Source organism: Pseudomonas sp. Pseu.R1 (genome assembly GCF_045764065.1).
In the GTDB taxonomy this organism is placed as follows: domain Bacteria; phylum Pseudomonadota; class Gammaproteobacteria; order Pseudomonadales; family Pseudomonadaceae; genus Aquipseudomonas.
In genome coordinates, this window is record NZ_JBJGEE020000001.1 from 713,432 (window position 1) to 728,691 (window position 15,260).

General features: G+C 61.2%; 12 protein-coding genes. 11 read left to right on the top strand and 1 reads right to left on the bottom strand.

Going from position 1 to position 15,260, the window contains the following annotated elements:
• Positions 1–410 precede the first annotated feature (410 nt).
• From ACI5GA_RS03375 to ACI5GA_RS03410, 8 genes are all read left to right on the top strand, one after another.
• On the top strand, positions 411–1,238 hold the full coding sequence (locus ACI5GA_RS03375; protein ID WP_421421713.1) for an energy transducer TonB: 828 nt from the start codon (positions 411–413) through the stop codon (positions 1,236–1,238).
• 47 nt (positions 1,239–1,285) lie between these two features.
• A complete protein-coding gene (locus ACI5GA_RS03380; protein ID WP_404632554.1) occupies positions 1,286–1,993 on the top strand; it encodes a MotA/TolQ/ExbB proton channel family protein in 708 nt (235 codons plus the stop codon).
• The gene (locus tag ACI5GA_RS03385; protein ID WP_404632556.1) at positions 1,993–2,394 is read left to right on the top strand and encodes an ExbD/TolR family protein; all 402 of its coding nucleotides are present in this window, start codon (positions 1,993–1,995) and stop codon (positions 2,392–2,394) included. Before ACI5GA_RS03380 ends, ACI5GA_RS03385 begins: the two co-directional genes overlap by 1 nt.
• Before the next feature lie 193 nt (positions 2,395–2,587).
• Entirely contained in the window at positions 2,588–5,317 is a 2,730-nt protein-coding gene (locus ACI5GA_RS03390; protein ID WP_421421715.1) for a TonB-dependent receptor, read from the top strand.
• Positions 5,318–5,484: 167 nt separating this feature from the next.
• Entirely contained in the window at positions 5,485–7,428 is a 1,944-nt protein-coding gene (locus ACI5GA_RS03395; protein ID WP_421421717.1) for an extracellular solute-binding protein, read from the top strand.
• Between the two features lies 1 nt (position 7,429).
• Complete coding sequence (locus ACI5GA_RS03400) at positions 7,430–8,500, top strand: microcin C ABC transporter permease YejB (protein ID WP_404632562.1); 1,071 nt, start codon at positions 7,430–7,432, stop codon at positions 8,498–8,500.
• Positions 8,500–9,522, top strand: a complete 1,023-nt coding sequence (locus ACI5GA_RS03405) for an ABC transporter permease (protein ID WP_421421719.1) — start codon at positions 8,500–8,502, stop codon at positions 9,520–9,522. The genes ACI5GA_RS03400 and ACI5GA_RS03405 overlap by 1 nt, the downstream gene beginning before the upstream one ends.
• Before the next feature lie 11 nt (positions 9,523–9,533).
• Positions 9,534–11,144, top strand: a complete 1,611-nt coding sequence (locus ACI5GA_RS03410) for an ABC transporter ATP-binding protein (protein WP_421421721.1) — start codon at positions 9,534–9,536, stop codon at positions 11,142–11,144.
• A 293-nt stretch (positions 11,145–11,437) separates the two neighbouring features.
• On the opposite strand, the gene ACI5GA_RS03415 is transcribed toward ACI5GA_RS03410, so the two are convergent.
• Positions 11,438–11,731, bottom strand: a complete 294-nt coding sequence (locus tag ACI5GA_RS03415; RefSeq protein WP_421421722.1) for a DUF1330 domain-containing protein — start codon at positions 11,729–11,731, stop codon at positions 11,438–11,440.
• 123 nt (positions 11,732–11,854) lie between these two features.
• Here ACI5GA_RS03415 and ribBA point away from each other — a divergent pair, with 123 nt between their 5' ends.
• The 3 genes from ribBA (at position 11,855) to ACI5GA_RS03430 (ending at position 15,256) form a co-directional block, all read left to right on the top strand.
• Positions 11,855–12,964, top strand: a complete 1,110-nt coding sequence (ribBA, locus tag ACI5GA_RS03420; protein ID WP_404632570.1) for a bifunctional 3,4-dihydroxy-2-butanone-4-phosphate synthase/GTP cyclohydrolase II — start codon at positions 11,855–11,857, stop codon at positions 12,962–12,964.
• Positions 12,965–13,289: 325 nt separating this feature from the next.
• Positions 13,290–14,315: an ABC transporter substrate-binding protein gene (locus ACI5GA_RS03425; RefSeq protein WP_404632572.1), complete on the top strand. Its 1,026-nt coding sequence runs from the start codon at positions 13,290–13,292 to the stop codon at positions 14,313–14,315.
• Positions 14,300–15,256 carry an ABC transporter permease gene (locus ACI5GA_RS03430; RefSeq protein WP_404632574.1) on the top strand — a complete coding sequence of 319 codons (957 nt, stop codon included), beginning with the start codon at positions 14,300–14,302 and terminating at the stop codon, positions 15,254–15,256. Before ACI5GA_RS03425 ends, ACI5GA_RS03430 begins: the two co-directional genes overlap by 16 nt.
• Positions 15,257–15,260 lie beyond the last annotated feature (4 nt).

The window sequence follows — 15,260 nt, forward strand, 5'->3', positions numbered from 1 at the left end:
TCAGTTCGACGGGCAGGCTCATCCTGCGTTTTTTAATGAAGGCACTCGACAACCCTTATGAAACAGCCAATGAATCGTGAGATCGGTAAAAAATTACAAGAATGCGACATTAACGCCGAATCGGTGGAAACCCGCGCACCAGAGGCCCGTAGCTGGCATACCGGTTGCTAAATCAGTCCTGTAACCGTTGAAACACGGTCTCGTACATGAACGTACACAACAAAAATCAGGACATCGTCATGCCATCTTCTTAATCGCTTCACCGACACTCTTTCTGACCTGAAGCTGACCCGTATCCGTCCGCTAATGGATAACTTACGCCTGGTCATTGCGCAGGCGTCATGCAGTCGAACATTCGTGAAATGTTCGAACGGATCCGTATTGCCCTTCCATTTTCCGAGGGAGCTTTAATGAACGACGCGGTAAACATGAAAGCCATACCCGAGCCGCCCCCGAATGAACTTCTTGCGGGGTGGCCGAGTATTCCTTTCAAGGAAAACACGTCGCGACCGGGCGGTTTGAACAGGTCGCACGTGTTGCTATTGATCGCAGCGTCAGTGCTCATTCACGGGGCCATCTGGTGGTATATGCAAACGGCAAAGGCCGATGTTCCGGAAGTTGCGCCGCAAGTTCCGGAAATGACCGTTGAACTGACCAGCCCGACGCCGCCGACACCGGAACCACCCCCTCCGGAACCGCCGCCGCCACCACCGCCACCGCCCCCGGAACCGGAGCAGCCCGTGGAGGATCCGGACGCGGTCAAGCCACCGCCCAAACCGGTGGAAAAGCCGAAAGTCGAGAAACCCAGGCCCGTCAAGAAACCGGAGCCGGTGAAAAAGCCGACACCGCCCGCGCCGCCCGTTCCGGCTGCGCCGAGCACGCCAGCCCCGCCGGCGCCGACACCTGCGCCACCCGCTCCCGCTGCGCCTGCCGCGCCGGCTGCCCCGGTCAAGGAGTCTGCAGCGATTTCGGGCCTCGCCAGCCTGGGCAACCCGCCGCCGGAATACCCCGGTGCGGCACTGCGCAAGGGCCTGGAAGGCCGGGTGATTCTGCGCATTAAGGTGTTGCCCAACGGCCGCGCAGGTTCAGTGGAGGTCACCAAGTCCAGCGGCAAACAGGTGCTCGACGATGCGGCCGTGGAAACGGTGCGCAACTGGAAATTCATTCCGGCCAAGCGCGGTGACACGCCCATTGAAGGCTTTGCGACCCAGACCATCGACTTCAAATTGCCGGAATGACCCGGCCAACCAACAGACAACTTTTATAGAGCGGGTGAGGTGTAACCATGAACGAATCGCTTTCTTCCATGATTGTTCCCGGTGTGTTGTGGGCGCTGGTGCTGTTCAGCGTGCTGAGCTGGGCCATGTTGCTGATCAAGTCGGCGCAGTACATGCGTCAGAAAACCCAGAACCGGCAGTTCAGCAAAGTGTTCTGGACCGCACCGGACCTGCTGACCGCCGCCGAGCACGCCAGTCAGTATCCGGGGTCGCTGGCGCGCATCGCCAACAGTGGCTTCGAAGCCATGTCGGTGGACGAACACCCACGCACCACCCAGCAACTGGCCCACACCATCAATCGTGCTGATCGCCTGGAGCGCAACCTGCGCCAGCAGATCCAGAAAGAGCGCCGGGCGCTGGAAGCCGGGCAAGCCATCCTCGCCAGTATCGGCAGCACCGCCCCGTTCATCGGCCTGTTCGGCACGGTGTGGGGGATCATGGAAGCGCTGCAAAGCATCGGCGCCAGCGGCTCAGCCAGCCTGGAAACGGTTGCGGGTCCCATCGGCCATGCGTTGATCGCCACCGCCGTGGGTATTGCGGCGGCGGTGCCCGCGGTGCTGATTTACAACTACTTCCTGCGTCGTCTGAAAGCCGCCGTCGGCGACATGGATGACTTCGCCCACGACTTCGACGCCCTCGCCCAGCGCAGCGCCTTCGCCGTCAACCGCCAGCCCATCGCTCAGAAGAATGGTCAGGCCGTTCGGGAGGCGAGCTGATGTCGTTTTCTACCCAAGACAGCGATGAAGTGCTCAGCGAAATGAACGTCACGCCGCTGGTGGACGTGATGCTCGTGCTGCTGGTGGTGTTCATCGTTACCGCACCGCTGATGACCAACGCCATCAAGGTCAACCTGCCGAAAACCGACGCCGTCGCCCCCGCCGAAAAGAAAGACCCGGTGGTGGTCAGCGTCGATCAGGACGGCAAGTTCTACCTGGCCAAATCCGAGATCGCGCCGGAGTCGCTGGAGCTCAGCCTCAAGGACGTCAAGGCCAAAGACCCGGAGGTGCGCGTGCAGTTGCAGGCCGACACCAGCGTCAACTATGGCCAGGTGGCGAAAGCCATGGCGTCCATCGAGCGCTCGGGGATCACGAAGATTTCCGTGATGACCTCCAAATGACGCCCCCATGAAGCAGGGCTGCGTCTGACGCGGCCCTGCTCACCCAACTCCCGATGTAACGGCCGTCCGTGGTTTTGCCATGGAGGGGAGCGGCTTGCTTGAAAAACGGAATTCCCGACCGCCACCACCGCGTCGGAGCAACGAGGGCTCACAAGGCCATTTCAATAACATCTGGAATAAGTCGGAAATTACCATGCTGATGAGTTTTCCCGGTTTTACCCTCAAGCCTTTGGTTCTGGCCGTACGACGGCAGCCTCGCGCATTGATCTGCGCCCTGGCCGTGGGCATCAGTCCGGCGTACGCCGCCGAGAGCACCGAAAGCAGCGTCGAAGCCGCGCCCGCCAGTGAGGCCGCCGTTCCGGCCGCCGCTGCCGTGCCTGCGACCACGCAGCTCAAACGGGTCGAAGTGACCGGTTCGGCGGTGCGCCGGGTGGACGCTGAGACAGCGGTCCCAGTTACCATCCTGCGCACCGAGGAATTGAAACGCCAGGGCGTGACCACCACTCAGGAACTGGTCCAGCGCATCACAGGCAGCCAGTCGATCAACAACAGTGCAGGCTCGGTGGGCGCATCGACCGGCGGGGCGTCGTTCGCTGACATGCGCGGCATCGGCGCCAATAAGACGCTGGTGCTGCTCAATGGCCGTCGTCTGGCCAACAACGCCCTGTCCGGGACCAACTCAGCGGGCGGCGCGGTGGACTTGAACATGATCCCGTTTGCCGCGATCGACCGGGTCGAGGTGCTGCGCGACGGCGCCTCGGCACTGTATGGCACCGACGCCATCGGTGGCGTGATCAACTTCATCACGAAAAAGGAAATGACCGACGGCACCCTGACCCTGGGCGGCGCATCCCCCACTGCAGCCGGGGGCGGCGACACCAAGGACATGAGCGCCAGTTGGGGCTTTGGCGACCTGAACGAAGACCGCTTCAACGTCATGGGGGTCTTCAACTACAACAAGCAGGGCAATCTGGCGGCGCGTGACCGCTCCTTCGTCAACGACTATCAGCCGGGCCGCGGCCTGAACCAGACGTCCGGGACCTCGTTCCCGGCCAACTACAGCCAGGGCGACAACGCCAGCAACCCGCTGCTGGACAGCAATTGCAGCGGCCCGGGTCAGGTGCTTGATCGGGGTGTCTGCCGTTTTTCCACCAAGCAATACATCGATCTGACGCCTGAAACCGAGAAGACCTCGTTCTTCGGCAAGGCCACCGGCAAACTCGCCGAGGACCACAATGTCAGCCTCGAATACTTCTGGGCGCGCAACAACAACGCCACGACCATCGCCCCCGCTCCGCTGACCGGCCTGACCATGGACAGTTCGTCGCCGTACTATCCGGGTAACGGCATCACCCCGGCGCCGACCAATTTCACCCTCGACCCCACTCAGCCAGTGGACTTGAACTGGCGCGAAACCGCCGCAGGTGGCCGCGCCAGTAAAGACCAGAACACCAGCCAGCGCTTTTTGCTGACCTTCGACGGCACGGTGAGTGGCTGGGATTACAACGTCGGCGCTTCCTACAACCAGAACAAAATCCTGTCGACCGTGACCAAGGGGTACGTCAGCGATTCGGCTCTGATCAACGGCATCACCTCGGGGATCATCAACCCGTTCGGGCCGCAATCGGCGGCGGGCCAGCAATACATCGATGCGAACACCTATCACGGCCAGTATTCGTCAGCGGTCGGGCGCGTCATCGGCTTCGATGGCCGCATCAGCCGCGAGATCGGCGACTGGTTCGGTGCAGGCCAGGCAGGTCTGGCGCTCGGCGGCGAATACCGCAAAGAGAAGTTCCATCAGAACCTGGATGCTTTTGTCGATGACATCAGCAGCCTGGGCCTGGACTCCAACGGTAGCGTCAGTGGCGATCGTAGCGTCAAGGCGCAATACGCTGAACTGAACGTGCCGGTGCTCGACAGCCTCGAACTGAGTGCCGCCATTCGCCACGACAAATACAGCGACTTCGGCAGCACCACGAACCCGAAATACTCGTTCCGCTACCAGCCACTCAAGGAACTGGTGGTACGCGGGGCGTACAGTGAAGGCTTCCGAGCACCCACGCTGTATGAGCTTTACGCGCCTCAAGCGATCACCTTCACTCAGGGCTACTACAACGATCCGGTCCTGTGTGCCGGAGGTGTCGTGCAGCCTGGCGGCAACGCCGGTCGCGATTGCGATCAACAATTCCACTCTCAACTGGGCGGCAACCAGAACCTGTCCCCGGAGAAAGCCCGCAACGTCACCTTCGGCTTTGTTTTCCAGCCGATGAGCAACCTGTCGATGGGGCTGGATTTCTGGTGGGTGCACATCAGTAACCAGATTCAGGCGTTTCCGGAGTCGACGGTGTTCAACGATCCGAACACCTACGCCGACCGCTTCGTACGCAACGCCGACGGCACGCTGGACTACATCGTCGCGACCAACGCCAACCTGGGCATCGTCAAGACCAATGGCGTCGACGTGACGCTCAACTACCTGTTCCCGAACACGCCTTACGGGCAGTTCGGTCTGGGCCTGACCGGTACGTATGTGGATCGCTACGACTTCCAGAGCACCATCAAAGGTCCTTATACCGACAAGGTTGGCGACTTTCAGGGCGATGGCGTGATTGCGCGCTGGAAACACAACCTGACCGCCACCTGGAACCTTGGCCCGGCTCGCGCCAGCCTGACCAACCAGTTCACCACCGGTTACAACGACTACGACCCAAGCACCAACCACGTAGCGTCGTACTCGGTGTGGGATATCGCGGCCGGCTACACGTTTGACAAAGCGCTGGATATCGATGTGGGTGTAAAGAACATGTTCGATCGCAACCCTCCGTTCACCAACCAGGCCTACAACTTCCAGTCCGGCTATGACCCGCGCTACGCCGACCCACTGGGACGTACCCTGTTCGCCCGCGCCACGTACCACTTCTAAGCCTCCCCCCTGACGCGTTGTGCTCCGGCGCGTCAGGGTCATTTCTGCGAAATCGCGCCCCCGGCAGACAGGTCTCATCCACCTTCCCCGGCCGGGGGATTTTTTCTCAGCGCCAGGCGTTGTACGAACCGTTGTGCGTCGACCCGTACCCCAAGGACTGTCCGACCATGTGCGTCTCCCCCCTTTCATTGCGACGGCTGCTGCCCGGCATCGCACTGCTTTACACCGTGGCGTTTTTCATCGCGTTTCTCAGTGGCGTGCCGCTGGCGATTGCCGCCCCTCAGCACGCCTTGACCGTGTACGGCGAGCCGCCGAAATACCCGGCGGATTTCAAGCATTTCGACTACGTCGACCCCTACGCGCCCAAAGGTGGCTCGCTGAGCCGCGCTGCCGAGGAAATCGGCCAGTTCAATTACCTGTCGCCCTACGTCGATCAGGGTATTTCCGTGAGCCAGATCGACGCCTGGGTTTACGCCCCACTGGCCTACCGCTCTCTGGACGAGCCCTACACCGTTTACGGGCTGGTGGCAGAAAAACTCGAACGCGACCCGAACAACCTCTGGGTGCGCTTCTACCTCAACCCCAAGGCACGCTTTGACGACGGCACACCGATCACCGCCGAAGACGTGCGCTACACCTACCAGACCCTGATCACCCAGGGCAGCTTCAGCTACCGACCGCTGTACGCCGACGTCAAGGACGCGGTGATCGAGGCCCCCGGGCAAATCCGTTTCGACTTCAAGAACAACCTCAACCGCACGTTGGCGCTGGACCTGGCCAGCATGCGCGTGTTGCCCGAGCGCTGGTGGAAAACCCGCGACTTCACCAAAGGCGGTGGTTTCGAGCCGCTATTGGGCAGCGGGCCGTATCGGGTGTCGCGCGTCGATGCCGGGCGCAGCGTGAGTTTCCAGCGGGTGAAAGACTGGTGGGCCAAGGATTTACCCGTCAGCCGCGGGCTGTACAACTTCGACAGCTTGACCGTGAACTTCTACGGTGACACCGACGTTGCCCGGCAACTGGTGCAAGCAGGCAGTTTCGATTACAACCGCGAGTTCTCATCGGCCGGTTACGTGGTTGGCTACACCGCACCGACGCTCGCGGACGGCCGCCTGCAAAAGACCATTCTGGCCAAGCAGCGCCCCGTCGCCGGGCAAGGCTTCGTGTTCAACCTCGATAAACCGATGTTCCAGGACCGTCGCGTGCGCGAGGCACTGGCGATGCTCTGGGACTTCGAATGGATCAATGGTCAGATCATGCGCAACTTCTATGTGCGCGAAGAAAGCTACTTCCCCAAAAGCGACATGGCGGCCACGGCGCTGCCCGACGCTCAAGAGCTGAAGATTCTGGAGCCGTTGCGCGGCAAGGTGCCCGACGAAGTGTTCACTCAGGTCTGGCACGCACCGAAAACCGACGGCAGCGGCTACATCCGCGACAAGCAGCTCAAGGCCCTGAAACTGCTGGCCGACGCCGGGTGGCACGCGAAAAACAACCGCCTGGTCAATGCCGCAGGCAAACCGCTGGAGTTCACCTTTCTCGATGGCCAGGGCGGTTTCGAGCGGCTGGTGCTGCCCTACAAACGCGTGCTGGCGCAGATCGGCATCACCCTGAACTTCCGTCGTGTCGATTCGGCGCAGTACATGAACCGGCTCAACGCCCGCGACTACGACATGATCGTGGTCAGCCTGCCCAACAACGGCAACCCGATCCTTTCGCCGGGGCGCGAGTTGTACAACCTGTTCGGCTCACAAAGCGCGCGGCAGATAGGCAGCTCCAACGCCATGGTGCTGCGTGATCCTGCCGTGGACACCCTCATCGACGGCCTGGTCGCCGCCAACAGCCGCAACGACATGCTGCATTACGCCCGCGCGCTGGACCGGGTGCTGCTCTGGGGTTTCTACATGATTCCGAACTACTACTCGCAAGGCACCCCAGTGGTGTACGCCAACCGTTTTGGCAAACCAAAGGTCGAGCCGATCTACGACGTGGGGCTGGAAAGCTGGTGGCAGGTCAGCCCGGTGCCGCTGACCGATCAGCAGATGGCCGAGCGCATGGCCCCGCAAACCAGCGCGCAGCTCAGCGTGCCGTCCACCTCCGCCTCGGAGGAGCACTGACATGCTGGCGTATTCATTAAGACGGTTGGCGCTGATCATTCCGACGCTGCTGTGCATTCTGGTGGTCAACTTTCTCATCGTGCAGGCCGCACCGGGCGGTCCGGTGGAGCAGGCCATTGCGCGCGTCCAGGGCTTGGGGCCCGCAGGCGGTGTGGGCGGTGGTGGCGGCGAAATCGCTGCATCCGGTACGGTCAGCCGCAGCGCACAGGGGCTGGATCCGGAGTTGGTGGAAGCCATCAAACACCAATATGGTTTCGACAAACCGATGCACGAACGCTTGTGGCTGATGCTCACCCACTACGCACACCTGGACTTCGGCAACAGCTTCTTTCGCGGCACCACGGTCACCGGCCTGATCGCCCAGAAACTGCCCGTAACCCTGTCACTGGGCCTGTGGGCGACGCTGATCACCTATCTGGTGTCGATTCCGCTGGGCATCCGCAAGGCCGTGCACCACGGCAGCCGCTTCGATGTCTGGAGCAGCTCGCTGATCATCATCGGCTACGCCATTCCCGCGTTCCTGTTCGCCATTCTGCTGATCGTGCTGTTCGCCGGTGGCAGCTACTGGAGCTGGTTTCCGGCACAGGGGCTGTTTTCCGACGACTTCGACAGCCTGTCGACGCTGGGCAAGTTGCGCGACTACTCGTGGCATCTGGTGCTGCCGGTCAGCGCGCTGGTGATCGGCGGCTTCGCGACCTTGACCCTGCTGACCAAGAACAGCTTCCTCAACGAGATCAGCCGCCAATACGTGGTCACGGCGCGCGCCAAGGGGTTGAGTGAACGCCGGGTGCTGTACGGCCATGTGTTTCGCAACGCCATGTTGCTGGTGGTGGCGGGGATTCCGCAGGCGCTGATCGAGGTGTTCTTCGCCGGTTCTCTGTTGATCGAAACCATCTTCGGCCTGGATGGCATTGGCCGCATGAGCTACGAGGCCGCCGTGTCGCGGGATTACCCGGTGGTGTTCGGCACGTTGTTTCTGTTCACCCTGTTCGGCCTATTGATCAAGCTGGTGGGCGACCTGTGCTACACGCTGGTCGACCCGCGCATCGACTTTTCCGCGAGGAGCGCCTGATGTTCGAGTTTTCTCCGCAAAGCAAACGGCGCATGGCCCTGTTCAAAGCGAACAGACGCGGCTGGTGGTCGCTGTGGGTCTTCGTCGCGCTGCTGGTGGTCTGCCTGTGTGGCGAACTGATCGCCAATGACCGGCCCCTGATCGTCAGTTATCAGGGCAACCTGTACTACCCGACGCTGCATCAATACCTGGAAACCGATTTCGGTGGGGAATTGCCCTTCGAACCCGACTACAGCAGCGATTACGTGCGCAAGCTGATCGCCGACAAAGGCGGCTGGATGCTGTTCGCGCCGATCCCCTTCAGTGACGACACCGTCAATTACGACCTCAAGGAACCTTCTCCCAGCCCACCCAGCGCCCGCAACTGGCTGGGTACTGACGATCAGGCTCGGGACGTCATGGCTCGCGTGTTGTTCGGCACGCGGGTGTCGATCCTGTTTGCCCTGGCGCTGACCCTGATCAGCACCGTCATCGGCGTGATTGCCGGTGCGATTCAGGGCTATTACGGCGGGTTGGCCGACCTGATGGGTCAGCGCTTGCAAGAGATCTGGTCCGGCCTGCCGGTGCTGTACCTGCTGATCATTCTGTCCGGGTTTGTCGAACCGAATTTCTGGTGGTTGCTGGGGATCATGGCGTTGTTCTCCTGGCTGGCGCTGGTCGACGTGGTGCGCGCCGAGTTCCTGCGCGGACGCAACCTTGAATACGTGAAAGCGGCCCGCGCACTGGGCCTGACCGACAGCGCGCTGATGCTGCGCCACATCCTGCCCAACGCCATGACCAGCACCCTCACCTACCTGCCCTTCATCGTGACCGGCGCCATCGCCACGCTGACCGCGCTGGATTTTCTCGGCTTCGGCATGCCCGCAGGCAGCGCCTCACTGGGTGAGCTGATTGGCCAGGCCAAACGCAACTTGCAAGCCCCCTGGCTGGGCCTGACCGCTTTCTGCGCGCTGGCGTTGATTCTTTCCCTGTTGGTGTTCATTGGCGAAGCCTGCCGTGACGCTTTCGACCCGCGAACCTGAGGCCTCTTGCGATGGATGAACAACACTCTGAAACCCTGATCGACATCCGCCAACTGCGCGTGGCCTTCAACGGCGCTGAAGTGGTCCACGGCATCGACCTGACCATCCGGCGCGGAGAGTGCCTGGCGTTGGTGGGTGAATCCGGTTCGGGCAAATCGGTCACGGCCCATTCGATCCTGCGCCTGCTGCCTGCGAAGAAAGTCAGCACCCAAGGCCAGATTCGCTACAACGGCGTCGACTTGTTGCACGCCACCGACCGCCAGTTGCGTGAACTGCGCGGCAACCGCATTGCAATGATCTTTCAGGAACCCATGACCTCGCTCAATCCACTGCACACCGTGGAAAAGCAGATCAACGAGATTCTGGCCCTGCACAAAGGTCTCAAAGGCAAAGCCGCCCGCGAGCGCACGCTGGAACTGCTGGAACTGGTGGGGATTCAGCAACCGCTCAAACGCCTCAAGGCCTACCCCCATCAACTGTCCGGCGGCCAACGGCAACGGGTGATGATCGCCATGGCCCTGGCCAACGAGCCGGACCTGCTGATCGCGGATGAACCGACCACCGCACTGGACGTCACGGTGCAGCTGAAAATCCTTGAACTGCTCAAGTCGCTGCAAGCCCGGCTGGGTATGTCGCTGCTGCTGATCAGCCACGACCTCAACCTGGTGCGCCGCATCGCCCAGCGGGTCTGCGTGATGCGCAACGGCGAAATCGTCGAGCAAGCGGATTGTCAGACCCTGTTCACCGATCCTCAGCATGAATACAGCCGCCTGCTGATCAACGCCGAACCCGACGGCGAACCGGTGCCGAGCCAGCACCCTCACATGCTGCTGTCGGTAGATGCGCTGAAAGTCTGGTTCCCGTTGCCCAAATCGATGTTCAGCCGTGAACGGCAGTACATCAAAGCCGTGGACGGGGTCAGCTTCGAATTGCTCAAGGGCAAGACACTGGGGATCGTCGGCGAATCCGGCTCGGGCAAATCGACGCTGGGTCAGGCGATCCTGCGGTTGATCGATTCCGAGGGCAGTATCCGCTTTGCCAACAAGGAATTGAGCCTGCACAGCCAACACCTGATGCGCCCGCTGCGCAAACGGATGCAGGTGGTGTTTCAAGACCCGTTCGGCAGCCTCAGCCCGCGTATGACGGTGCAACAGATCATCGCCGAAGGCTTGTTGACCCACGGCATCGGCACGCCTCAGGAACGGGAACAAACGGTGATTCGCGTGCTGCGGGAAGTGGGCCTCGACCCGGGCAGCCGCCATCGCTACCCCCACGAGTTTTCCGGCGGGCAGCGTCAGCGCATTTCCATTGCTCGCGCGCTGGTGCTGGAGCCTGAACTGATCCTGTTGGACGAACCCACCTCAGCGCTGGACCGCACCGTGCAAAAGCAGGTCGTCGCCCTGCTACGCGATCTGCAGATGCGCCATGGCCTGACGTACCTGTTCATCAGCCACGACCTGGCGGTGGTCCACGCACTGGCCCACGACCTGATCGTGATCAAGGACGGCAAAGTGGTCGAACAAGGCGCGTCACGAGAGATCTTCGCCCGCCCGCAACAGGCCTATACGCAAGAGCTACTGAAGGCGTCGGGGTTGGTATTTGGCGACGATGCAGTGCACTGACCTTGGCCAACCAGGAAAACGAGGGCACAGAAACCTCAACGGTGCCGGATAAACCGCTTTCGCCAGCCAGTTGGCTCCCACAGGTTTAGCATCGAACAAAAATTCTAAATCCGGCGCAACCTTTGTGGGAGCCAACGGGCTGGCGAAAGCGGCTGACCAGACAGCATAGAATCTCCCACAGATACCCTGTCGGCCCGGAATCTTCGGTCCGACGCCATCGTTGTGGGAGCCGGCTTGCTGGCGAAAGCGGTGGGTCAGTTACACAGTGAACTCGTCTCTCTGGCGGCCCGCCCCTACCCCGCAAACGCCTCCACAATCACAATTTCCGCATGCGCCACGCCCAGCCGGTGGCTCATCGCTTCCTGGTACTCGGTCGAGTGGTAACAGGCCAGCGCCTGCTCGTAGGATTCAAACTCGATGATCACCGTACGCTGTGGGGTCTTGCGCCCTTCCAGTGCTTCGGCGCGACCGCCACGGGCGAGAAACTTGCCGCCGTATTTGGCGAACGCCGCAGGGCCGCGCTGGGTGTATTCGGCGTATTGCGTTGGGTCAGTGATATCTACGTGAGCAATCCAGTAAGCCTTCATCGCACTCTCGCTGTTTGATCAATGGGTGGTTTCAAAACGGACGAATCTGTGAAATATTCTGTCTTATGGTATACCACGAAAAATCAGTGTAAGCATCTACACCACTGCACAGAGATCCCGAGTATGGCGTTCGACCGCATCGAAGACATCATCGAAGACTACCGCCAAGGCAAGATGGTCCTGCTGGTCGACGACGAGGACCGGGAAAACGAAGGCGACCTGCTGCTCGCCGCCGACCGTTGCACCGCACAGGCCATCAGTTTCATGGCCAATGAAGCGCGGGGCCTGATCTGCCTGACCCTGACCGACGAACACTGCCAGCGTCTGGGACTCGAACAGATGGTGCCGAGCAACGGCAGCGTGTTCTCCACCGCATTCACCGTGTCCATCGAAGCCGCAACAGGCGTGACTACCGGCATTTCTGCCGCCGACCGCGCCCGCACCGTGCAAGCGGCGGTGGCCGCCAATGCCACGGCTGAGGACGTCGTCCAGCCTGGCCATATCTTCCCGCTGCGCGCCCGCGAAGGTGGCGTGCTGACTCGCGCCGGTCATACCGAAGCCGGTTGCGATCTGGCGCGGCTGGCTGGTTTTACCCCTGCGTCGGTGATCGTCGAAGTCATGAATGACGACGGCACCATGGCCCGACGCCCGGACCTTGAGCGTTTCGCAGCGAAACACGGCATTCGTATCGGCACCATCGCCGACCTGATCCACTATCGCCTGAGCACCGAACACACGGTCGTGCGCATTGGTGAACGTGAGCTGCCGACTGTTCACGGCACCTTCCGCCTGATCAGCTACGAAGACCGTATTGAAGGCGGTGTGCACATGGCGATGGTCATGGGCGATGTGCGTCGCGACGAACCGACGCTGGTGCGGGTGCACGTGGTCGATCCTTTGCGCGACCTGGTGGGCGCCGAGTACAACGGCCCGCCCAACTGGACGCTATGGGCTGCCCTGCAAAAGGTCGCCGAGGAAGGTCGGGGCGTCGTCGTGGTGCTGGCCAATCATGAATCGTCTCAGGCACTGCTGGAGCGTATTCCGCAGCTCACGCAGGCCCCACGCCAGTACACCCGTTCCCAGTCACGGATTTATTCGGAAGTCGGCACCGGGGCCCAGATCCTGCAAGACATCGGCGTGGGCAAGCTGCGCCACCTAGGCCCACCACTGAAGTACGCCGGCCTCACCGGGTACGATCTGGAAGTGGTTGAAAGCATTCCGTTTTCGGTCTGAAACGACAGCTCATCAAAGCGGAAGCCTTTCACCGGTCAATACGGATTTGGCCCTGTAAACACGGGGTCGAATCCTACAAAAAAATTTAAAAAACGCGGTTTACGGAACGGCAAAATGCTTGCAGAAAGTTTGGAATACCATAATATGACATTCCGTAGGCCGAAGCATTTATCGTCAGGTGCGCCCGCGAGGGACAGCACAAATAAAAGCCCCTGACAGGCCCCGTTTTTCAAGGTCCGAGGATGTCACCGTCCAGAGGCCCACTGCTCCCGACAGGCGGGCAATTGAAAGCCCGCTCAAAAACACAACAAATGAGGGCGTGAAAATGGTGTTGATTCAACGTGCAACAGCGGTCCTGACAGCAGGTGTGTTGGCGCTCTCTTGTCACGCAGCCATCGCTGCCGACAGCGTCAACTTCGTCAGTTGGGGCGGCTCCACCCAGGATGCGCAGAAAGAGGCCTGGGCCAACGCGTTCACCAAGAACACCGGCACCGCCGTGGTTCAGGACGGCCCGACTGACTACGGCAAACTCAAAGCCATGGTCGAGAGCGGCAACGTGTCGTGGGACGTGGTCGATGTCGAAGCCGACTTCGCCCTGCGCGCCGCCAGTGAAGGTCTGCTTGAACCGCTGGACTTCAGCGTGATCAAGAAAGACCGCATCGACCCGCGCTTCCAGTCCGACCACGGCGTCGGTTCCTTCTTCTTCTCCTTCGTGCTCGGCTACAACGAGAACAAGCTCGGTAGTGCCAAACCGCAAGACTGGTCAGCCCTGTTCGACACCAAGACCTACCCCGGCAAACGCGCCCTCTACAAATGGCCAAGCCCTGGCGTGCTGGAACTGGCCCTGCTGGCCGACGGCGTACCCAAAGACAAGCTCTACCCGCTGGACCTGGACCGCGCCTTCAAGAAACTCGACACCATCAAGAAAGACATCGTCTGGTGGGGCGGCGGTGCGCAGTCCCAGCAACTGCTGGCCTCCGGTGAAGCATCGCTGGGTCAGTTCTGGAATGGCCGCACCTACGCGCTCAAGCAAGACGGCGCCCCGGTGGGTGTGAGCTGGAAGCAGAATCTGGTCATGGCGGATTTCCTCGTCGTGCCAAAGGGCGCGAAGAACAAGGCCGCCGCCATGAAACTGATCGCCGAGGCGTCCAGCGCCAAAGGGCAGGCCGACTTCTCCAACCTGACCGCTTACGCACCTGTGAACCTGGACAGCGTGCAACGCCTTGATTCGACGTTGGCGAAGGATCTGCCGACCGCCTATCCTGACGATCAAATCACTCTCGACTTCGCGTACTGGGCCAAGAACGGTCCGGCCATCGCGACACGGTGGAACGAATGGCTGGTCAAGTAAAAATGACGGCCCTCGCGACCCGTCAAACCCAGCCAGCCGGTGGTGCATCCAGCACCGCCGGCGCGGTACCCGCTCAGGCCGTGGCGATGAAACAGACGCCCTCTTTGTCGCAACGCTGGAAAGGCAGCCGCAACCTGCTGCCCGCCCTGCTGTTTCTCGGCCTGTTTTTCTTCGCCCCTCTGATTGGCCTGCTGTTGCGCGGCGTGCTGGAACCGACGCCGGGCCTGGGCAACTACGAACAACTGTTTGCCAATTCGGCCTACGCCCGAGTGCTGTTCAACACCTTCTCAGTCGCCGGTCTGGTGACCCTGTTCAGCCTGCTGCTGGGCTTCCCGCTGGCGTGGGCAATCACGCTGGTGCCCCGTGGCTGGGGCCGCTGGATGCTCAACATCGTCCTGCTGTCGATGTGGACCAGCCTGTTGGCGCGGACCTATTCGTGGCTGGTGTTGCTGCAAGCGTCAGGCGTGATCAACAAGGCCCTGATCGCGATGGGCATCATCGATCAGCCGCTGGAAATGGTGCACAACCTGACCGGTGTGGTGATCGGCATGAGCTACATCATGATCCCGTTCATCGTGCTGCCGTTGCAGGCCACCATGGCGGCCATCGACCCGATGGTGTTGCAGGCCGGTTCCATTTGCGGCGCCAGCCCGTGGACCAATTTCTTCAGGGTGTTCCTGCCGCTGTGCCGCTCGGGGCTGTTTTCCGGGGGCCTGATGGTGTTCGTGATGTCGCTGGGTTACTACGTGACCCCCGCCCTGCTTGGCGGCGCCCAGGACATGATGCTGCCGGAGTTCATCGTTCAGCAGGTGCAATCGTTCCTCAACTGGGGCCTGGCCAGTGCCGCCGCCGCGTTGCTGATCGTGATCACCCTGGTGCTGTTCTACTTCTACCTCAAGCTGCAACCGGAATCGCCGGTCGGCTCGAACCACGCGAGGTAAACCG